Source organism: Tianweitania aestuarii (assembly GCF_018457165.1).
Taxonomy (GTDB): domain Bacteria; phylum Pseudomonadota; class Alphaproteobacteria; order Rhizobiales; family Rhizobiaceae; genus Tianweitania; species Tianweitania aestuarii.
Map to the genome: position 1 here is coordinate 1 of NZ_JAFMNX010000004.1, position 20,557 is coordinate 20,557.

At 62.7% G+C, this 20,557-nt stretch carries 18 protein-coding genes; 13 read left to right on the forward strand and 5 right to left on the reverse strand.

All coding sequences use genetic code 11. The features are described 5' to 3' along the window. The 3 genes from JYU29_RS14745 to JYU29_RS14755 all read left to right on the forward strand — a co-directional run. Positions 1 to 1,322 (forward strand): cytochrome c (locus JYU29_RS14745; RefSeq protein ID WP_213985615.1); only part of this gene is annotated, 1,322 nt, incomplete at its 5' end. Beyond that, complete coding sequence (locus JYU29_RS14750) at positions 1,316 to 1,819, forward strand: (2Fe-2S)-binding protein (RefSeq protein WP_213985616.1); 504 nt, start codon at positions 1,316 to 1,318, stop codon at positions 1,817 to 1,819. The genes JYU29_RS14745 and JYU29_RS14750, both read left to right, overlap by 7 nt. Next, on the forward strand, positions 1,819 to 4,083 hold the full coding sequence (locus JYU29_RS14755; protein WP_213985617.1) for a xanthine dehydrogenase family protein molybdopterin-binding subunit: 2,265 nt from the start codon (positions 1,819 to 1,821) through the stop codon (positions 4,081 to 4,083). Before JYU29_RS14750 ends, JYU29_RS14755 begins: the two co-directional genes overlap by 1 nt. Positions 4,084 to 4,108: 25 nt before the next feature. On the opposite strand, the gene JYU29_RS14760 is transcribed toward JYU29_RS14755, so the two are convergent. Both JYU29_RS14760 and JYU29_RS14765 read right to left on the reverse strand, forming a co-directional pair. Continuing rightward, entirely contained in the window at positions 4,109 to 4,699 is a 591-nt protein-coding gene (locus tag JYU29_RS14760; RefSeq protein WP_213985618.1) for a hypothetical protein, read from the reverse strand. 83 nt (positions 4,700 to 4,782) lie between these two features. Then, a complete protein-coding gene (locus JYU29_RS14765; protein WP_213985619.1) occupies positions 4,783 to 6,939 on the reverse strand; it encodes a M48 family metallopeptidase in 2,157 nt (718 codons plus the stop codon). A 540-nt stretch (positions 6,940 to 7,479) separates the two neighbouring features. On the opposite strand from JYU29_RS14765, the gene JYU29_RS18430 reads away from it, so the two are divergent. From JYU29_RS18430 to JYU29_RS14800, 8 genes are all read left to right on the forward strand, one after another. Next, positions 7,480 to 7,611 carry a hypothetical protein gene (locus JYU29_RS18430; RefSeq protein WP_284144932.1) on the forward strand — a complete coding sequence of 44 codons (132 nt, stop codon included), beginning with the start codon at positions 7,480 to 7,482 and terminating at the stop codon, positions 7,609 to 7,611. 9 nt (positions 7,612 to 7,620) lie between these two features. Beyond that, a complete protein-coding gene (locus JYU29_RS14770; RefSeq protein ID WP_213985620.1) occupies positions 7,621 to 7,710 on the forward strand; it encodes a potassium-transporting ATPase subunit F in 90 nt (29 codons plus the stop codon). Between the two features lie 34 nt (positions 7,711 to 7,744). Then, on the forward strand, positions 7,745 to 9,448 hold the full coding sequence (gene kdpA / locus JYU29_RS14775; RefSeq protein ID WP_213985621.1) for a potassium-transporting ATPase subunit KdpA: 1,704 nt from the start codon (positions 7,745 to 7,747) through the stop codon (positions 9,446 to 9,448). 52 nt (positions 9,449 to 9,500) lie between these two features. After that, positions 9,501 to 11,546 carry a potassium-transporting ATPase subunit KdpB gene (gene kdpB, locus JYU29_RS14780; RefSeq protein WP_213985622.1) on the forward strand — a complete coding sequence of 682 codons (2,046 nt, stop codon included), beginning with the start codon at positions 9,501 to 9,503 and terminating at the stop codon, positions 11,544 to 11,546. A gap of 10 nt (positions 11,547 to 11,556) precedes the next feature. Next, on the forward strand, positions 11,557 to 12,126 hold the full coding sequence (gene kdpC, locus JYU29_RS14785) for a potassium-transporting ATPase subunit KdpC (RefSeq protein ID WP_213985623.1): 570 nt from the start codon (positions 11,557 to 11,559) through the stop codon (positions 12,124 to 12,126). 77 nt (positions 12,127 to 12,203) lie between these two features. Next, complete coding sequence (locus JYU29_RS14790; RefSeq protein WP_213985624.1) at positions 12,204 to 14,903, forward strand: sensor histidine kinase; 2,700 nt, start codon at positions 12,204 to 12,206, stop codon at positions 14,901 to 14,903. After that, positions 14,900 to 15,631, forward strand: coding sequence for a response regulator transcription factor (locus JYU29_RS14795; protein ID WP_213985625.1), 732 nt, complete (start codon positions 14,900 to 14,902; stop codon positions 15,629 to 15,631). The genes JYU29_RS14790 and JYU29_RS14795 overlap by 4 nt, the downstream gene beginning before the upstream one ends. Before the next feature lie 82 nt (positions 15,632 to 15,713). Then, positions 15,714 to 16,598: an NAD-dependent epimerase/dehydratase family protein gene (locus tag JYU29_RS14800; protein ID WP_213985626.1), complete on the forward strand. Its 885-nt coding sequence runs from the start codon at positions 15,714 to 15,716 to the stop codon at positions 16,596 to 16,598. Between the two features lie 71 nt (positions 16,599 to 16,669). On the opposite strand, the gene JYU29_RS14805 is transcribed toward JYU29_RS14800, so the two are convergent. Next, entirely contained in the window at positions 16,670 to 16,882 is a 213-nt protein-coding gene (locus JYU29_RS14805; RefSeq protein ID WP_213985627.1) for a tautomerase family protein, read from the reverse strand. A gap of 53 nt (positions 16,883 to 16,935) precedes the next feature. Continuing rightward, positions 16,936 to 17,676, reverse strand: coding sequence for an SDR family oxidoreductase (locus JYU29_RS14810; RefSeq protein WP_213985628.1), 741 nt, complete (start codon positions 17,674 to 17,676; stop codon positions 16,936 to 16,938). A gap of 101 nt (positions 17,677 to 17,777) precedes the next feature. On the opposite strand from JYU29_RS14810, the gene JYU29_RS14815 reads away from it, so the two are divergent. Beyond that, positions 17,778 to 18,671, forward strand: a complete 894-nt coding sequence (locus JYU29_RS14815) for a LysR family transcriptional regulator (RefSeq protein WP_213985629.1) — start codon at positions 17,778 to 17,780, stop codon at positions 18,669 to 18,671. 13 nt (positions 18,672 to 18,684) lie between these two features. On the opposite strand, the gene JYU29_RS14820 is transcribed toward JYU29_RS14815, so the two are convergent. After that, entirely contained in the window at positions 18,685 to 19,593 is a 909-nt protein-coding gene (locus JYU29_RS14820; RefSeq protein WP_213985630.1) for a LysR family transcriptional regulator, read from the reverse strand. Positions 19,594 to 19,678: 85 nt separating this feature from the next. On the opposite strand from JYU29_RS14820, the gene JYU29_RS14825 reads away from it, so the two are divergent. After that, the gene (locus JYU29_RS14825) at positions 19,679 to 20,554 is read left to right on the forward strand and encodes an oxidoreductase (RefSeq protein ID WP_213985631.1); all 876 of its coding nucleotides are present in this window, start codon (positions 19,679 to 19,681) and stop codon (positions 20,552 to 20,554) included. Positions 20,555 to 20,557 lie beyond the last annotated feature (3 nt).

A 20,557-nucleotide genomic window follows, 5' to 3' on the forward strand; every position in this document is an offset into this window, starting at 1 on the left:
AAATCCCGGCCGCCGAGCCTCCGGCGGTTGCAAGCTTCGATCCCCAGCTGGTTCAGCGTGGCGCAGCGCTTGCTGCGGTCGGCAACTGCAATGTCTGCCACACGAAGGAGGGCGGCGAGGTCTTTGCCGGCGGTCTGCCGCTGAAGACGCCGTTCGGGACGATCTACTCCACCAACATCACGCCCGATCCGGAAACCGGTATCGGCCGCTGGTCGGAAGCAGCCTTCAACCGCTCCATGCGCTCCGGTGTGGATCGCGAAGGACGGCATCTTTATCCGGCTTTCCCGTTCGACCACTTCACCAAGGTGACCGACAAGGACAATCAGGCGCTTTACGCTTACCTGATGACGCGCAAGCCGGTTGAGGCGAAAGCGCCTGCCAACGAGCTGCCGTTCCCGCTCAACATCCGCATGATGGTGGCCGGCTGGAAGCTGCTGTTCTTCCGTGAAGGCGAATACCAAACGGATACCGCGCAGAGCGACGAATGGAATCGCGGTCATTACCTGGCCGACGGTCTCGGCCATTGCGGGGCGTGTCATACGCCGCGCAACATGCTGGGCGCGGAAAAGAAGGACGAGCTGTTTGCCGGCGCCGAGCAGGAAGGCTGGACGGCCTATGCGCTGAACGCGGCCTCGCCGGCACCCGTGCCGTGGTCGGTTGATGCGATGACGCATTACCTCGCCAATGGCTGGGAAGAGCATCACGGCGTGGCGCGCGGCCCGATGGCGCCGGTGACGGCCAACATGAAAGCCGTGCCGGAAGACGATGCGCGGGCAATCGCCACCTATGTGACTTCCGTGATGGGCCAGCCGACGGCGGAACGCCAGGCGCGGGCGGATCAGGTGCGCGAACAGGCGACGCGGCATCCGCCAGGGATCCAGGTTCAGGCAGCCGGTGGACAGACCGTGCCGGGCGAGGTGGGAAGCGAAGATCGCGGCGCCAAGATCTATGCTGCGGCCTGTTCATCCTGCCATGATGCCGGGCGTCCCGTGCCTTACGGCGGTCTGCCGCTCGCCCTGAGCACCGCGACCTATGGGCCGACGCCGCTCAACCCGATCAACGTCATTCTCTATGGGTTGCCGGCGCCCGAAGGCGAGCGCGGGCCGATCATGCCGGGCTTTGCCGGTGTTCTGGACGATGCGGAAACGGCCGATCTGCTGGCCTATATCCGCGCGACCTTCAGCGACAAGCCGGCCTGGGACAACATCCAGGACCTCGTGCAACAGGTTCGGGCAGGCGAGAAACACACGGATCTGCAATCGCTGTCGAGCAGCGGCGGCTCCGCTCCAGCCAATCCAACAAAGCGGGAAACATCATGGTAGCTTTGACGGTGAACGGCCAATCGCGGGAGGTCGAGGCGGATGGAGACACGCCTTTGCTCTACGTCCTGCGCGACGAGCTTCAGCTGCATGGCGCCAAATATGGCTGCGGCCTTGGCCAATGCGGATCCTGCACGGTGCTGGTGGATGGCGAGGCGGTGTTTTCCTGCGTGACGCCGGTGATGCTGCTCGAAGGGCGCGAGATCACCACGGTTGAAGGCCTGGGCACGATCGAAAGCCCCGGTCCGATGCAGGCAGCCTTTATCGAGGAACAGGCCGCGCAGTGCGGCTATTGCATTCCGGGCATGATGATGCGCGCGCAGGCGCTGTTGCAGCGCAATCCCGGCGCCTCCGACGAAGAGATCGTGGCGCATATGGAGCCCAATCTTTGCCGCTGCGGCACGCATATGCGCATTCTGGCCGCGATCAAACGCGCCGCTTCGCAGATGCAGACCGCGTCGAACAAACCGGCGGCAAGCAATCAGGAAAGGGCAGGCTGATGAAAGGTCCGACCCTTCCCGACGTTTCGCGCCGTTCGGTTCTGCTTGGCACGGGATCGCTGGTTCTCGCCTTTTCGCTTCGCCCGGCTTCCGCACAGACCACCGTGCAAGGCAGCGAGGCGCAGAATTTCGAGCAGGTGGAACAGGCCGCACCCGATCTGCCCGGTAGCCTGAAAACCAATCCGCAGCTGGATTCCTGGATCCGCATCGACGCTGATGGCAGCGCCACCGTGTTCACCGGCAAGTCCGAGCTCGGGCAGGGGATCAAGACGGCGGTTCTGCAGATCGCGGCGGAAGAGCTGAAGGTGCCGTTCGCGGAACTGAAGCTGATCGGTCCCGATACGAGCCTGAGCCCGAACGAAGGTTACACGGCCGGCAGTCACTCGGTTCAGGACAGCGGCACGGCGATCCGCAATGCGGCGGCGCAGGTGCGCGAAATCCTGATCGCGCAGGCGGCCGGACGCTTCAACCTGGCGGCGGATACGCTCAAGGCCGAAAACGGTGCGGTGATCGCGCCGGATGGCCAGCGCGCGACCTATGGCGAGCTGATCGCGGCCGAGCTGATCCAGGTGCAGGCGCAGCCGACATCCAAGCTGACGCCGACCGACGCGTTCACCGTGATGGGCACGCCGCAACAGCGCATCGACATTCCCGGCAAGGTCACCGGTGCGCCGGCTTACGTGCAGGACATGCGGCCGGACGGAATGGTGCATGGGCGCGTGGTGCGTCCGCCGAGCCCCGGCGCGCAGCTGCGCGGCATCGATACGAGCTCGGTTGAGGCTATGCCCGGCGTGTTGAAGGTCGTGAAGAACGGCAGCTTCCTGGGCGTTCTGGCCGAAAAGGAATGGGTCGCGATCAAGGCGATGCGGACCCTTTCCACTCTGGCGCAGTGGACGGAAAGCCCGACCCTGCCCGGCATGGACGATCTGCCGCAAAAGCTGATGGCGCTGCCGCAGGAAGACGGGATCGTGGCCGACGACCGCAGGGTGGTGAATGCGGCCGCAACCCATGAGGCGATGTTCACCAAGCCCTACCAGATGCACGGATCGATCGGTCCGTCCTGCGCGCTGGGTGTGTTGAACGACGGTGTGACGACGGTGTGGTCGCATACGCAGGGTGTTTATCCCGACCAGAAGGCGATCGCTGAAATGCTGCGCGTGCCGATCGAGCAGGTGCGCGTGATCCATGCGGAAGGCTCGGGCTGTTACGGTCACAACGCCGCCGACGATGCCGCAGCCGATGCGGCACTGCTGGCGCAGGCACTGCCCGGACGTCCGGTTCGCCTGCAGTTGATGCGCGAACAGGAACATGCCTGGGAGCCGTATTCGCCGGGCATGGTCACGAAGGTTCGCGCCAGCACGGATGCCGAGGGAAATGTGGTGGACTGGACCTATGAGGTCTGGAGCAACAGCCACAACACGCGTCCGGGTCCGGCGGGCAACCTTCTGCCGGCGCGCTACATTGAAAATGGGTTCGAGCTTCAGACGCCGGAACTCAAGATCACGCCGGAAGGCAACGGCGACCGCAATTCCAACCCGCTTTATGCCTTTCCGAGCCGGCATGTCGTGTGGCACTTCCTGAAGGAAATGCCGCTGCGCGTATCCGCTTTGCGCGGGCTCGGCGCTTACATGAACGTGTTTTCGATCGAAAACACGATGGACGATCTGGCCGCTGCGGCCAAGGTCGATTCGGTCGAGTACCGGCTGCGCCATCTTCAGGACGAGCGTGCGCGCGACGTCGTGAGGAAAACGGCGGAGATGTTCGGCTGGAAGGCAGGGCAGGTGGCGCCTCAGAACCACGGCTATGGGTTCGCCTTTGCCCGCTACAAGAACCTCGCCGCTTATTGCGCGGTGGCGATGGAAGTGAAGGTCGAGCCGGAAACCGGACGCGTGCGTATTCTGCGCGCATCCAGCGCGGCCGATGCCGGCGAGATCGTCAACCCGGACGGCATTGCCAACCAGGTGCAGGGCGGCATCGTGCAGGCGGCGAGCTGGACGCTTTATGAAGGCGTGACCTTCAACGACACGCGCATCACCAGCGTGGATTGGTCGACCTATCCGATCATGCGCTTCGATGCCTTGCCGTCGAAGATCGATGTCGAAGTGATCCCGCGGCCCGGCACGCCGTTTCTGGGAGCCGGCGAGTGCAGCCAGGGTCCAGGCGGTTCGGCCTTGGCCAATGCGATTACGCATGCGATCGGCAAGCGCATCTTCGACCTGCCGCTGAGCCGCGAGAAGATCAAGCAGGCGGCGACGCAGGCTTGAGGCTTATGGGCTGAGCGGTTGCCGCTCAGTCCTCCACGCTGATGACGGGCACGTCGAATAGAGCGAGCGGTTCGAGATCGGCATCGCGAATGGCCTTCAGGCCGCGCAGCATGGCCTTGGCATCGGCCTCGCCATAGGCACGGCGGCTCATGCCATAGAGGGCGACGCCGCCGTCGTTCTTCAGCGGGGCGTAGCGATAGGCATTCCATTCAACGATCACCGGATCGGCCTGAAGATCGCTGAGCACGAAATCCAGCACGATGTTGCCGGTCTTCTCGTTGTGCAGGATCGCGTAGTTCACGACGGGATCGGTGGCTTTGCGCTGCTTGAGAAAGTCGATCTGCGCCGTTGCCGCTTCGGCCGGCGTCAGGGAGCCGGTGACGGCTTCAACGAGGAACATGTCCTCGAAACTTTCGACGCTCTGGCCTGCCGGGACATATTCCTGCTTGTAGGTGTTGTTCGTGGGCTTCGATGACCAGGCGAGGGCAAACGCTGTGTTCTGGAACTGAATCGGACCCGGCACGCCCAGCCGATCCTCCGTGTCGGCATCTTGCGCCAAGGACTGGTTGGCCAGGAGGGTCACGGCAACAACAAGGGTCGCGCGAAGCAGGTTCATCAGCATCTTCGTTTCCTCACCTCACCCGGCTCTTGTCCACACACCCGGCTCTCGCTTGTGGAAGGCCAGCGCCTGATTAGGCCTCAAGCGGCTTCGATCGATTTGGCTTCCAGTTCACGGCGGGCATAAGCGGCCTGAAGGTAGCGGCCAACAAGATCGGAGAAGTCGCCGGGCTTCATGCCGCGAATGCCGAAAGCGTCGAGCGTCACCGTTCGTTTCTTGCGTTTGACCTTCGTATAAAGCGACCAGCGGCGGGTTTTGGGCAGTGGCGCGTTTGGGTGCAGGACGAGCACCAGGGAGAAACGTTGCACGGCATAAACGCCGTAGGTCGCAACATCAGTCCATGCGATCGGCGCATCGAGGCGAGGCGAGATGAGGGTGTCGCGTGTCAGTACCATCAACGGTGCATCGAACCGGCGCGATAGTTTGTAGGCGTAGAACGCGAAGGCGAGGCCGATCAGGAATGCGAAGCCGGCAACCAGAATTCGTGCATCGCCCAAATAAATCTGGCTCGCCATGACGAAGACCGCCACGGCGACCCCGACAAACAGCGCGGCGGAGATCGCCATCACGACGATCATGCCCTTGGTGTTGTCGTAGATGATCACCTCATCCTCGACGACGGCAGCCGCCGCCGTTTCAAGGTCCTGTTGATACTGCGTCTGGAATTGGCGGGCTTCACCGAGGAAGTCGGCACCGAGCGTGGCGCAGAAGGCTTCCCAATCGCGAAAACCCTTCTTGCCGAAGGACGGCTGGTCGCCGTCAGGCATCCGGGTCGCCCGAGCGAGGAGTGTGTCGTCGAGGGTCACACCAAGAGCCGCGATGCGCTGGCTGGTTGGTGGATGGCTGTCGGTTGGGTGCGGCTGGCGGTCTTCCAGATGCTCGGCCGGATCAGGCAGGCCCTTTTGGCGAACAAGCTCGGCCATTGCGGCAACCAGATTGGCGTCGCTGGCTTCCGGCCGCTCGAATGCATTGTTCAAGCTGAAATGAACGGCTGGGGTCGTGATGCTGGTGCGGATCAGTGCCGAAGCGGCACCCTTGGGACCGCTGACCAGGCTGCCTTTCTTGTCTGCCTCGAACTCGCGCAACCGGCTCCAATGCGCGACTGCGACATCAAGGCGACCCGCTGCATGGAAGCCGAGCCGAAGCGCCGGCTCCACCACCAAGCCACCGCCCTTGGCAAGCTGCAGCGCATTGAGCGCTCGCCAAAGCCCTGCATAGATCGGGGCAAAGCGTGTGCTGTAGCTTGTGTCGTCGCCCGTGAAATGCGCCAGCTCGTGGCCAACGATCGCGGCGACCTCGGATGTATCCAGCAGTTCCAGATGCGGCGCGGGAAGGTGAAGGGTTCGCCCACTCAGCAGCCGATCCTCGGGCATCACATGCACGGGCGCTTCGGTGACATAAAAGCCATCAGTGAGGCCGACGATGATCGTGTCGGGCACAAGCGCGTCCTGTCGACGGCCGAGTTCGCGCACGAAGCGCCAAAGGCCGGGTGCCTCCGTTTCCGTGACGATGCGGGCCTGGACCTCCATCGGCTCCGGCGTGAACAAGGAAAACACTTGCCGCAGGCCAAGAACGGCGGTGAAGGCGCCGTAAATGGCGATACAAGCCAGAACCACTGACCCGACAACCAGCTTGATCCCGTTGCCGGATACACGCTCCCAAAACCAGAGGCTGAGCGACTCGAACAGCGTGCCGCAGAAAATCGCCACGCTGAAGCCGGCGATCACGGCTGCAAGCAGGAAAGGCAGGATGACACGCAGACGCTCGAAGCTGAGGATCAACTGGTCGCGCGACCGCTTGGCGCGCAAACCGGCAACGGTGGCGGCGATCAGCCCCAACAAGGCGGCCACAAGGCTGAGCAAGCTGCCGATCACCGTTCCCCAGGCCATAGGCGCGCGCACCCTGGCGACCTGCAGATCCGTATTAATGGAGGCGACGGCATTCTCGATCTGGGCGAGCGCCATCGTCGCCGGCATGGAGCGCATGTCGTTGCCAGCGCCAAACTGCAGCATGGCCATCGGTTCATTGGCCGCGATGTCGCGAACCTTTTCGAGGGTTTGCGGCAGCTCGTTTGCCAGAATTTCGGTATTTGCAAGCACGGTGGCGGAGCGCTGGATCTGCCACGCGCCCAAGGCAGCAAGCGCCGCCGGAACCACGATCAGCCAAAGCACCAGCCCCACAACGGGGGTACGCTTCCAGAAGGGGAGCTTGCTTGTCGCAGCCTCGTTGATTGCCATTCGTGTGCTCTCGCCCATCTCTGACAAACCGGGAGGCGGCTGCAGCTCACCTGGCCAAGTTGTGTCGGCAGTCGTGATTGTTGAAGCGGTTTCAAGGCTCTTGCGGTTAAGCGCTTCATTAGAAGCTTGCAACATATATCGTGCCAAAGCACGGGAAAACGCGTTGCGACATGATCTGGATCAAGCGCGGGCAAGCAAGCTGTTCTTTGGTCGTGGTTCACGGGGGATCGCGTTACTGATCGGATCGTTTCCGGAACTGCCGGAAGACACTAAGCAGGTCTCGCGCCTTGGGGGTGGCGGGGCGAAACTCTATTGTTTCCGTGACGGAAACTCTATTGCAGCCTTCGCCGTCGATCGTCTGCTTCGGGGTTCCCGCGCCATCCGCTGCCGGATCATGGGACTGAAACGGTCTATGGGCCGATCGTCCATATATGAAAATCCTATGTCTTCGCCTGCGCTCCGGTCTCGAACGCCTATGCGGTTCGAGCCGATAGTGTCCTCATCATCAACCCGCTGCGCGTGGACCAAACCGGCGCGGCGATGCCGAGCCGCGTCCTGTCTTCGGGATGTGCCGGCGATCAGGAGTGGGACATGGATTTCGTCATGATCGGATTGGCCGTCGCGTTCTTCGCGGCGTCGTTTGCCTACATCCAGACCTGCAGCAAGCTTTAAGGAAAAGCGATGTTGTTCGACACCATCCTCGGCGCAGGCGTCGCCCTGTTCATCTTCGTTTACCTGACCTACGCGCTCGTTCGCCCCGAACGGTTCTGATCCCCAGCGCATTCTTTTCTTTGAAAGCGATACAATGACCATCAATGGTTGGATCCAGATCCTGCTTTATTGCGGGATCATCATTGCGCTCGTGAAACCGCTCGGCGGGTACATGACGCGCGTCTTCAACGGCGAGCGAACCCTGCTCTCGTTCGTGTTCCGCCCGCTCGAGCGCGGCGTTTACCGCCTGGCCGGAACGAGTGAAGGGGAAGAACAGCATTGGAAGACCTATACGGCCGCGCTGCTGTTCTTCAGCCTGGCCGGCATCGCTGTGCTTTATCTGCTGCAGCGTTTCCAGGGTGGGCTGCCCTTCAATCCCGCCGACATGCCGTCGGTCGCGCCCGACCTTGCCTTCAACACGGCGGTGAGTTTCGTCACCAACACCAACTGGCAGGCTTATGGCGGCGAAAGCTCGCTGTCGTACCTGACGCAGATGGCTGGGATGACGGTGCAGAACTTTGTGTCCGCAGCGAGCGGCATCGCCATTGCGGTCGCCCTGATCCGCGCCTTCTCGCGCAAGTCGATGCAGACGCTCGGCAATTTCTGGGTCGATCTGACCCGTACCGTTCTCTACATCCTTCTGCCGATCTGCGTGATCGGCACGATCGTTCTGGTGTGGCAGGGCGTTCCGCAAAACCTCAACGCCTATACGACGGCCACGACGCTGGAAGGCGCGCAGCAGGTGATCGCGCAGGGGCCGGTCGCCTCGCAGATGATGATCAAGCATCTCGGCACCAACGGCGGCGGCTTCTTCAACGTTAATGCCGCACATCCGTTCGAGAACCCGTCGGCCATCACCAACCTCATCCATATGATCGCGATCTTCTCGATCGGCGGCGCGCTGACCAACGTCTTCGGCCGCATGGTCGGCAACGAGCGTCAGGGCTGGGCGATCTTCGCGGCCATGGGCGTCTTGTTCATCGCCGGCGTCGCGGTTTGTTACTGGGCCGAAGCTGCCGGCAATCCGATCGTGCAGGCGCTCGGTCTCGAAGGCGGCAATTTGGAAGGCAAGGAAGCGCGCTTCGGCATCGCCTTGTCGGCCCTGTTCGCCGTGATCACGACGGCTGCATCCTGCGGCGCGGTGATCGCCATGCATGACAGCTTCACCGCACTCGGCAGCATGATCCCGATGATCAACATGATGCTGGGCGAAATCGTCATCGGCGGCGTGGGCGCAGGTCTCTACGGCATGCTCCTGTTCGTGGTCGTGTCGATCTTCGTGGCTGGCCTGATGGTGGGCCGAACGCCCGAATATATCGGCAAGAAGATCGAGGCGAAGGAGGTCAAGATGGCGATGCTCGCGCTCCTCATCCTGCCCTTGGTGATGCTCGGCTTCACGGCGATCGCGGTTGTTCTGGAAACGGGCGTGTCGTCGATGGCGAACCCCGGTCCGCGCGGCTTCAGCGAAGTGCTTTATGCCTATGTGTCGGCCGCCGCCAACAACGGTTCGGCGCTGGGCGGCCTGTCAGCGAACACGCCCTGGTACAACATCACGCTCGGCCTCGCGATGCTGATCGGACGCTTCGCGATGATCGTTCCGGTGATGGCGATGGCCGGATCGCTGGTGGCCAAGAAGGCGGTGCCTGCGTCTTCCGGCACGTTCCCGACCACGGGTCCGCTGTTTGTCGGCCTGCTTGTGGGCGTGGTGCTGATCTTCGGCGGACTGGAATTCTTCCCGGCTTTAGCAGTCGGACCGATCGTCGAACATCTTGCGACGATTGCGGGTCAGACCTTCTGACCCGCCGCTGCCGCCTCGTTTTCACAATGAAATTCCCGCTGGAGTCTCTTTCATGAGCCAGTCCAAATCCGCGAGCCTTCTGGATGCTCGCATCCTCGTGCCTGCCTTAACAGGCGCCCTGCGCAAGCTCGATCCGCGCAGCCTCGCCAAGAACCCCGTGATGTTCGTGGTTGCCGTGGTTGCGGCGCTGACCACCGTTCTTCTCGTCAAGGATTTCATCGTCGGATCGCAAAGCCTCGGCTTTTCCTTCCAGATCGTGCTGTGGCTGTGGTTCACGGTGTTGTTTGCCAACTTCGCGGAAGCCGTGGCCGAAGGGCGCGGCAAGGCGCAGGCGGACTCGCTTCGCCGCACCCGCACGGAAACGCAGGCCAAGCTCTTGCCGAGCGGCGCGGGCAGCGACTTCAAGACCGTGCCCGGCACCAGCCTCAAGGTGGGCGACGTCGTTCTGGTGGAAGCCGGCGACATCATTCCATCCGATGGCGAGGTGATCGAAGGCGTGGCGTCGGTCAACGAAGCGGCCATCACCGGTGAATCGGCGCCCGTGATCCGCGAATCCGGCGGCGATCGCTCGGCGGTGACCGGCGGTACGCAGGTGCTTTCGGATGTGATCCGCGTCAGGATCACGGCGGCGGCGGGCTCGACCTTCATCGACCGCATGATCTCGCTGGTTGAAGGCGCGGAACGGCAGAAGACCCCGAACGAAATCGCGCTCAACATCCTGCTTGCCGGCATGACGCTCGTGTTCACCTTTGCCGTCGTGACGATCCCAAGCTTCGCGGCCTATGCCGGCGGCAGCATTTCGGTGATCGTGCTGGTGGCGTTGTTCGTTACGCTCATCCCCACCACGATCGGCGCACTGCTTTCGGCCATCGGCATTGCCGGCATGGACCGGCTGGTGCGCTTCAATGTGCTGGCCATGTCCGGCCGTGCCGTGGAAGCGGCAGGCGATGTCGACACGCTTCTGCTCGACAAGACCGGAACGATCACGCTCGGCAACCGTCAGGCCACCGAGTTTCGTCCGATCAGCGGCGTTGAAGCAGCCGATCTCGCCGATGCCGCACAACTGGCTTCGCTTGCCGATGAAACGCCGGAAGGCCGCTCCATCGTGGTACTCGCCAAGGAAAAGTACGGCATCCGTGCTCGTGACATGGCGAGCCTGAATGCCACTTTCGTGCCTTTCACCGCGCAAAGCCGCATGAGCGGCGTCGATTTCGACGGTTCGTCCATTCGCAAGGGCGCGGTGGATTCCGTGCTGAAGAATGTGGCGCTCGGCGGCAGTGCGGAAGAGCGCGAAACGCAGGCGATTGCCGACGAGATCGCCAAGGCAGGCGGCACGCCGCTGGCGGTCAGCCGGGACGGTCGCCTGCTCGGCGTGATCTACCTCAAGGACATCGTGAAGGGCGGTATTCGCGAGCGTTTTGCGGAACTGCGCAAGATGGGCATCCGCACGGTGATGATCACCGGCGACAACCCGATGACGGCAGCGGCGATCGCGGCGGAAGCGGGCGTGGACGATTTCCTGGCTCAGGCGACGCCGGAAATGAAGCTGGCGCTCATTCGCGACGAACAGGCCAAGGGCAAGCTGGTCGCCATGTGCGGCGACGGCACCAACGATGCGCCAGCCCTGGCGCAGGCCGATGTGGGTGTCGCCATGAACACGGGCACGGTGGCCGCGCGTGAAGCCGGCAACATGGTGGATCTCGATTCCGACCCGACCAAGCTCATCGAGATCGTGGAAATCGGCAAGCAGTTGCTGATGACGCGCGGTGCGCTGACCACCTTCTCGATCGCCAACGATGTCGCCAAATATTTCGCGATCATCCCGGCGATGTTCCTGGCCTTTTATCCGCAGCTCGGCGCGCTCAACATCATGGGACTGGCGACACCCGAAAGCGCCATCCTGTCGGCGATCATCTTCAATGCGCTGATCATCGTGGCGCTGATCCCGTTGTCGCTTCGCGGCGTCAAATATCGTGCGGTGGGCGCCGGTGCGCTTCTGTCCCGCAACCTCCTCATCTACGGCCTCGGCGGCATCGTCGTGCCCTTTGTCGGCATCAAGGTGATCGATCTCGCCATCACCGCGCTTGGCCTCGCTTAAGGAAACACCCATGCTGAAACAGCTGAAACCCGCGATCGTGATGATCGTCGTCTTCACCGTTCTGACCGGTTTGATCTATCCGCTGGGCATGACCGGTCTGGCGCAACTGATCTTCCCCGCGCAGGCCAATGGCAGTTTGATCGAGCGCAATGGCCAGGTGGTCGGCTCCGCCCTGATCGGACAGCAATTCACGGGCGAGACCTATTTCCATGGCCGGCCTTCGGCTGCCGGCGATGGCTATGATGCGGCAAGCTCGAGCGGCTCCAATCTCGGGCCGACCAACCCCAAGCTGATCGAGCGCATTCGAACCGACACGGAAGCGCTGAAGGCGGAAAACCCCGGCACGGCCGTGCCGATGGATCTGGTGACGGCATCCGGCAGCGGTCTTGATCCGCATATCTCGCCGGAAGCCGCATACTTCCAGGTGGCGCGTGTTGCACGCGCCCGCAACACGGATGAAGCCGCGATCCGCGCGCTCGTCGACAGCCATGTCGAGGAGCGGGCGCTCGGGATCATCGGTGAGCCGGTGGTCAATGTGCTCGCCCTGAACCTGGCGCTGGATGCCAACGCTTCAGAATGAAGACAGGAGCCGGCATCTTGTTCTACATGAGGTGCCGGCTCTCTTGGGGAACAGGCGGGTGAGGTGAACGATCGCCGATGACGGATGATGATCTCAACGATAACGGCCGGCCGTCGCCCGATGCGCTTCTGGAAAATGCCAGGCGCGAAGGGTGCGGGCGGCTGAAGATCTTTCTCGGCGCAGCACCCGGCGTCGGCAAGACCTATGAGATGTTGATGTCAGGCCGTGCCCGTAAGGGTGACGGCCTCGATGTCGTAATCGGCGTCGTTGAAACCCATGGGCGCGCCGAAACGCAGGCGCTGCTCGACGGGTTCGAGATCATTCCGCGCATGGCGATGCCCTATAAGGGGCAGGCGCTGGAGGAGATGGACCTCGATGCCATTCTCGCACGCCAGCCGGCTCTTGTTCTCGTTGACGAACTGGCCCACACGAACGCGCCCGGCAGCCGCCACCCCAAGCGCTATCTCGATGTTCAGGAACTGCTCGATCGCGGCATCGACGTGTATTCGACGCTCAACATCCAGCATGTCGAAAGCCTCAACGATGTCGTGGCGCAGATCACGCGCATCCGGGTACGCGAAACCGTGCCGGATTCGATCATCGATCGCGCCGACGACATCGAGATCATCGACGTTACTCCCGACGACCTGATCAAGCGGCTGCATGACGGCAAGGTCTATCTTCCCCGCACGGCCAAACGCGCCATCGAGAACTATTTTTCGCCCGGCAACCTGACGGCCTTGCGCGAACTGGCGCTGCGCCGCACCGCGCAGCGCGTCGACGACCAGCTTTTGCGGCACATGCAGTCCCATGCCATCGCCGGGCCGTGGGATGCGGGCGAGCGCGTTCTGGTTTGCGTGGACGAAGAAGCGCGCGGGCCGACGCTGGTGCGCTATGCCAAACGGCAGGCCGACCGGCTGCGCGCGCCATGGGCGGTGCTTTACGTCGAAGCGCCCAATGCGAGCGGCTTGTCGGAAGCCGACAAGGATCGCGTGGCCGCCACGCTCAGGCTTGCCGAACAGCTTGGCGGCGATGCCGTGACCCTGCCGGGTCAGGACATCACGCGCGAAATCCTGCGCTATGCCGCGGCCAACAATTTCTCCCATGTCATCATCGGCAAATCGGACAAGCCGCGCTGGCGCGAACTGTTTGAGGGATCGGTGTCGCATGAGCTGATCCGCCATGCCGGCGATCTCAGCATTCACGTGATTTCCGGCAAGGAGCGCGAAGCGACACCGGCGCGCGCGATCAAGACCGCCGATCCCCGACGCTTCCGAGTGCTGCCTTACCTGTTTGCCAGCCTTTATGTCGGCGTTGCGGTTGCAGTCGGCACGTTGTTGGCGCGCGTGCTGGATGTGCGCAACATCGCGCTCGTTTTTCTCATGGCGGTGCTGACTTCGGCGGTGACGGCGGGGCTTTGGCCGGCGCTGTTCGCCTCGGTTGTGGGTGCGCTCGCCTTCAACTTCTTCTTTCTGCTGCCGCTTTACACGCTCGACATCGGCGACCCCGAAAGCGTGATCGCCTTCGTGTTCTTTCTCGGCGTCGCACTGATTGCCAGCAATCTGACCGGGCGCGTGCATCGGCAGGCCAAGGCGGCGCGGCAAAGGGCGCGTACCACCGAAGACCTGTATCTTTTTTCCAAGAAGCTCGCCGGCACGGGCACGCTTGATGACGTATTGTGGGCGACCGCGCATCAGATCGCGGCCATGCTGAAGGTGCGCGTGGTGATCCTGCTGCCCGAGGGGGACACGATCGCGGTGCGCGCGGGCTATCCACCCGACGACACGCTGGTGGATGCCGATATCGCGGCTGCGCGCTGGGCTTGGGAGCACAATCGCCCGGCAGGTCGCGGCGCCGACACGCTGCCCGGCGCCAAGCGGCTATACCTTCCCTTGCGCACCGGACGCATGCCGATCGGCGTCGTGGGGCTCGACAACGACAAGCAGGGGCCGCTTCTGACGCCGGAACAACAGCGTTTGCTGGATGCGCTCACCGACCAGGCGGCGGTGGCCATCGAGCGCACGCAGCTCGTGGCCGATGTCGACCGCGCGCAGATGGCAGCCGAAGCCGACAAGCTGCGCTCGGCGCTGCTGACGTCCATTTCGCATGACCTGAAAACGCCGCTCGCGGGTATCATGGGAGCGGCGGGAACGATGCGGGATTATCCGCAGGCGATGTCGGACAGCGACCGTGCCGATCTGCTTGGCACGATCGTGGAAGAATCCGAGCGTTTGAACCGCTTTATCGCCAACCTGCTCGATATGACGCGCATCGAATCCGGTGCGATGGAGCCGGTGATGTCGCCCCATTATGTCGGGGATCTCGTGGGCAGTGCCTTGCGGCGCGCCGACAAGATCCTCGCCAGACACACCACGCGCATCGAATTTCCCGCCGATCTGCCGATGGTGAAGCTCGATCCCGTTTTGTTCGAGCAGGTGCTCTTCAACCTCCTGGACAATGCCGCAAAATATGCGCCGGAAGGATCGCTGGTGCTCATTCGCGGTGTGCATCGCGGCAATTCGGTGTGGCTGGAGATCATCGACGAAGGAACGGGCATTCCGGTTGAAGATCTCGAACGGGTGTTCGACAGCTTCCACCGCGTGCGCAAGACCGATCATGTGCGGGCCGGCACCGGCCTTGGCCTTGCTATTTGCCGTGGCTTCGTTGAAGCGATGGGCGGGCGGATCACGGCGGGCAACCGGCCGGATCGGTCCGGCGCCGTGTTCATTATCCAGATGCCGGTTTCGCCCATGCAGGTCCCGGAAGCCCTTCAATGACCCAGTCCACCGTCAAGATCCTGGTTGTCGACGACGAACCGGCCATTCGCAAGCTCCTGCGGGTGGGTCTGACGGCTGAAGGCTATCAGCTGATCGAAGCGCCGAATGCGCGGGAGGCCCTTAATCTGGTTGAACAGGAAAGCCCGGACCTGATCCTGCTCGACCTCGGTCTGCCCGATGTTTCGGGCCACGATCTGCTCGAGCGCTGGCGCGCGCAGCCGCTCGATCTGCCGATCATCATCTTGTCCAGCCGCACCGATGAAGCGGGGATCGTGCGGGCGCTGGAATGCGGGGCCGACGATTATGTGCCCAAGCCCTTCGGCATCAAGGAACTGGCGGCGCGCATCCGTGTCGCGCTGCGCCACCGGCTTCAGCAGCAAGGCGAGCGGCCGATCTTCCAGACCGGCGCCTTGTCCGTCGATCTGGTGAAGCGCATCGTCAAGGTGAGTGGGCAGGAGGTGAAGCTGTCGCCCAAGGAATACGACATCCTGCGCATCCTCGTGCAACATGCCGGCAAGGTCATCACCCACCAGCATCTCCTGAAGCAAGTCTGGGGCGGTCCGACGGACGTGCAGTATCTCAGGGTCTATGTTCGCCAGCTCAGACAGAAGATCGAGCAAAGCCCGGACGATCCGCATTACATCACGACCGAAACCGGCGTCGGTTATCGTTTGCGCGAAGCCGATCCGGATCCGCGGTGGGATGCGCCGCCTTCTGCCTCCGAATAGACCGGCCATGCAGCGGCCCTGTGCCCGCTCGGCGATCGCCCTATGTCGCTAGGGCGATCAGTTCATCCCGGGAGGACCTTCCATGCGCGTTGTTTTCACTGGCGGATCCGGCAAGGCCGGGCGTCATGTCGTTCCGTGGCTGAAGGAGCGGGGCGGGCATGAGATCCTGAACCTCGATCGCCAGCCGCTCGATTATGCAGGCGTCAACACGCTCGACGTCGATTTGGCGGAGTCCGGCCAGGTCTTCAACGCGCTGTCGATGCATTTCAGTCAGGACGAGTTCGAAACGGGCAAGGGGCCGGCCAAGGTCGATGCCGTCGTGCATTTCGCAGCCGTGCCGCGCGTGTTGCTGAAGCCCGATAACGAGACGTTCCGCAACAATGTGATGTCGACCTACAACGTCATCGAAGCGGCGGTGAAGCTCGGCATCCCAAAGATCATCATCGCGTCGTCGGAAACGACCTATGGCGTGTGCTTTGCCGAGGGCGACAAGGATTTTCATCGCTTCCCGCTGGACGAGGACTATCCGATCGACCCGATGGACTCCTATGGCCTGTCCAAGCAGTGCAACGAGAACACCGCGCGCGCCTTCGCCGATCGCAGCGGCGCCGACATCTATGCGCTGCGCATCGGCAATGTCATCGAACCGGACGAATACGCTCCGTTCCGCACCTATGCGGAGAACCCGCGATTACGCAAACGCAATGCGTGGAGCTATATCGACGCGCGCGATCTCGGCCAGATCGTGCATCTGGCCCTGATGAAGGACGGGCTCGGCTTTCAGGTGTTCAATGCCGTGAACGACACAATCACGGCGGATCAGCCGACGGAAGAGTTCCTGCGCCAATGGGCGCCGAACACACCGATCACGAAGCCCATTCCCGGCTTCCAGGCGCCGCTGTCGAACGCCAAGATCCGCGACGTGCTCGGCTTCAAGGAAGAGCACGATTGGCGCAAATACGCCTGACGTGTTCTTCAGAGCCTGCCACAGCAAGGCGACGTGATGGGTGATCGCGTCCTTTGCTGATGTCGGCAGTATCAGTTTGCCGCGCGATAGGCTTCAGGGATGATGAAGACTTCATCGGCGCGGCCGTAGCCGCCATCGGGAACTTCCTCGATCAGCACCATCGTGTGCGGTCGGGCGGCTTCGCTGAAGTAGTCAACGAAGATGTCCGTGATCCGGTGGATGATCTCTTCCTTCTGGACGGTGGAGAGGGCCGCCTGCGGAACCTTGATGTTGGCGAAGGGCATGGCTTGGTTTCTTTGCGTGTGTGGTGAAGGGTAATTGAAAGAAGGGTGTCCGTTCAGACCACGCCGCCATTGGCGCGGATGATCTGGCCGTTGATCCAGCCGCTGTCCCGGCCGGCCAGGAACGACACAACATTGGCGATGTCCTGCGGTTGTCCGAGCCGCTTCATCGGGTTCATCGCAACAATGGCGTTGACCTGATCCTCGCTCTTGCCCTTGAGAAACAGCTGCGTTTCTACCGGGCCGGGTGCGACCGCATTGACCGTGATGCCGCGCGCGCCGAGTTCCTTGGCCAGAACATGCGTCATGGCTTCGACGGCCGCTTTGGTGGCGGCATAAACGCCGTAGCCCGGCTGCCAGAGGCCGACCACGCTGCTTGAGAAGCTGATGATGCGGCCGCCGTCGCGGACACGTCGTGCGCCTTCGCGCATGCCGCGAAACACGCCGCCGAGATTGAGTGCGATCTGCTGATCGAAATCTTCGTCGCTGAACTCGGCGAGCGGCGCGAGCTTGATCATGCCGGCATTGTTGATGAGCACATCGACGCCACCGAAGTGTTGTTCAGCCTGGTCGAACAGCGAAGCAATGCCGAGGCGGTCGGCAAGATCTGCCTGAACGGTGATCGCCTGCCCGCCTTCACGCTCGATACCGCGCACGACATGCTCTGCGTCTTCCCGGCCATGGGCATAGTTGACGACAACGGCCAAGCCGTCCATTGCCAGTTGTTGGGCGATTGCGGCACCGATGCCTTTGGATGCGCCGGTGACGATGGCAACGCGCTTTTGTTGAAGGGCCATGTTTGATCTCCTTTGTTTGTGAGGTGGAGATAGGCCGTTCTTTTCGGCGAATAATCGCCCGCCTCTTGCCAACAGCTTTCGGCTATGGCGAACAATGCGGGATGGATCGTCTCGATTGCATGCGCCTGTTTATTCGCGTCGTGGAGCGAGGCAGCTTCACCGCTGCCGCCGCCGATCTCGGCATTCCCCGCTCAACCGCGACGGAAGCCTTGAAGGGGCTGGAAGCGCATCTCGGTGCGCGCCTGCTCGATCGCACCACGCGGCATGTGGCGCCGACCATGGACGGTCAGGATTATTACCGCCGCTGCCTTTCCATTCTCGGCGACCTGGATGAAGCAGAAAGCATGTTGCGCGATACCCAGCCGCGCGGTCTCCTGCGGGTGGATGCGCATGTGCTTATGACGCGCACCTTCCTGCTGCCGCGTTTGCCGGAGTTTCTCGACCGCTATCCGAAGATCGACTTGCATCTCGGTCAGGGTGACCGACGGGTCGACCTCGTGCGGGAGGGGGTGGACTGCGTGATCCGCTCCGGCGAACCCGGCAACAGCGGCATGATCGGCCGTCGTCTCGGCACGCTTGAGGAAGTCACGGTTGCGAGCCCGGACTATCTTGCCCGCCATGGAGTGCCGGACAGCCCGGATGCGCTCCAAGGTCATCAGGTGGTGGGCTTCGTGTCGTCGCGAACGGGAGAGGTGCTGCCGCTCGAATTGATGACCGGACAGACCCTGCGGGAAATCCGCCTGCCGAGCCGCGTTTCTGTCAACAATTCCGACACGATGGCAGATCTTGCGCGCATGGGGTTCGGCCTGGTGCAAGCGCCGCGCTATCGCTTCGTGGACGATCTGGCGAGCGGAAGGCTGGTGGAGGTCCTGTCGGATCACCCGCCATCGCCCACGCCCTTGTTCGCGCTTTACCCGCAGAACCGGCAGCTCGCTCCGCGCTTGCGCGTGTTTCTCGACTGGCTGGTCACCGTGTTCAAGGAAGCCGATCTCTAGGGTCGAGCGGACGTCATCGCTCCTGCGCCACCTGATCCACGAAGGCGCGTAGCGGAGCGGGCATGAAGCGGCGCGAGAAATACAGGCGCGGGCCATCATAGCGCTGCCACCAGTCCTCCAGAACGGGCACCAGCGTGTTATCCGCAAAATGGGGATGGAGCCAGTTGCGGAAGGTGTAAACGAGACCCTGGCCGCGTCTTGCCAAATCGATCGAAGCCATCGCGCCGGCCGTGTTGACGATCAGACGCGACGGCGGATCGACAAGCAGCGTTTCTTCGCCGTGCTCGAACTCCCATGCGCCCACGGCCGCGCCGCTGATCCTGATGCGAATGCAGTCGTGCTGGAGAAGATCGCTCGGATGTTCAGGGGTGCCCCGGCGTTCGAGATAGGCAGGTGCGGCGGCCAGCGCCGCCTGCTGCCGGCGCGGACCGATCGGAATGGCGATCATGTCTTGTTGCAGATGCTCGCCATAGCGGATGCCCGCGTCGCAATCGGCGGCGGTGATGTCCACCAGCCGATCTTCGACAACCAGTTCGACGCGCACCTGCGGATGCGCTGCCATGTAGCGGTCGATGATGGGAGGCAGGATGTCGAACATCACGGCGCCCGGCACGTTGAGCCGCAACCGCCCGCGCACGGTGCTTTGCGAGCTCGAGGCCTCGTCGAGTGCCGCACGGGCTTCCGAAAGAAGCGGCGCGGTGCGGGTGGCAAGCGCGCGCCCGGCTTCGGTCAGCATGATGCTGCGCGTCGTGCGGCTGAACAGGGGAACGCCGAGCCGCACTTCCAGCCGGGTGATCGTTTCGCTGACGGTGGATGGCGATTGCCCAAGCCGCTTGGCGGCCGTGCGGAAGCCGTTGGCATCGGCAACCGCCAGAAACACCCGGAGATCATCAAGTGAAGGGGCATGATCATTGTTCGGCATGCCGAACAGGCTATTCGCCGCAGCCCCAATTATCAATGCTCATCCGATCAGCCATCTTCGGGTCACACCAACAAGGACGAGCACCATGACCGACACCACCATCAACGCAGCGGCTGCAGGCCGCTTCACCTTTCCCGGCACATCGATTTCCGTGAACCGCATGGGCTTCGGCGCCATGCAACTTGCCGGCCCGCATGTGTTCGGCGAGCCCAAGGACCCTGAAGAAGCCAAGGCGGTGCTACGCGAAGCGCTGGATCTCGGCATCGATCACATCGACACCAGCGACTTCTACGGCCCCCATGTCACGAACCGGCTGATCCGCGAAACACTGTATCCTTATCCCGCCGATCTGACGCTGGTGACGAAGATCGGCGCCTGGCGCAACGACAACGCGGAATGGATCCTCGAACGCGATGCCGACTTCCTGCGCAAATCCGTGGAGGACAATCTCGATCGGCTCGGTTTGGAGCAGATGGAGATCGTTAATCTGCGCATGGAAGGGCCGGACAATGACATCGTCGCACCGATGCAGGCCATGCGGCGGATGCAGGAAGAAGGGCTGATCGCGCATATCGGCATCAGCACGGTGGATGCCATGCAGCTGCAAACGGCACGCGATATCGCGCCGATCGTTTGCGTGCAGAACCTTTACAACCTCGTGCATCGTGCAGACGATGCGATGATCGACGATCTGGCTGAAGCCGGCATTGCTTTTGTGCCGTATTTCCCGCTTGGCGGCTTCTCGCCCTTGCAGGCGGATGGTTTGAGCAAGGTGGCCGCCGATCTCGCGCAAACGCCGCAGGCCGTGGCACTCGCATGGCTTTTGCAGCGCAGCCCGAACATCCTGGTTATTCCCGGCACATCGAAGCGCGCGCATCTGCGCAGCAATGTTGCCGCCGCCGGCTTGAAGCTCGAGGCTGATCATCTGCAGCAGCTGAATGCGCTGAACCAGGCGAGCTGAACC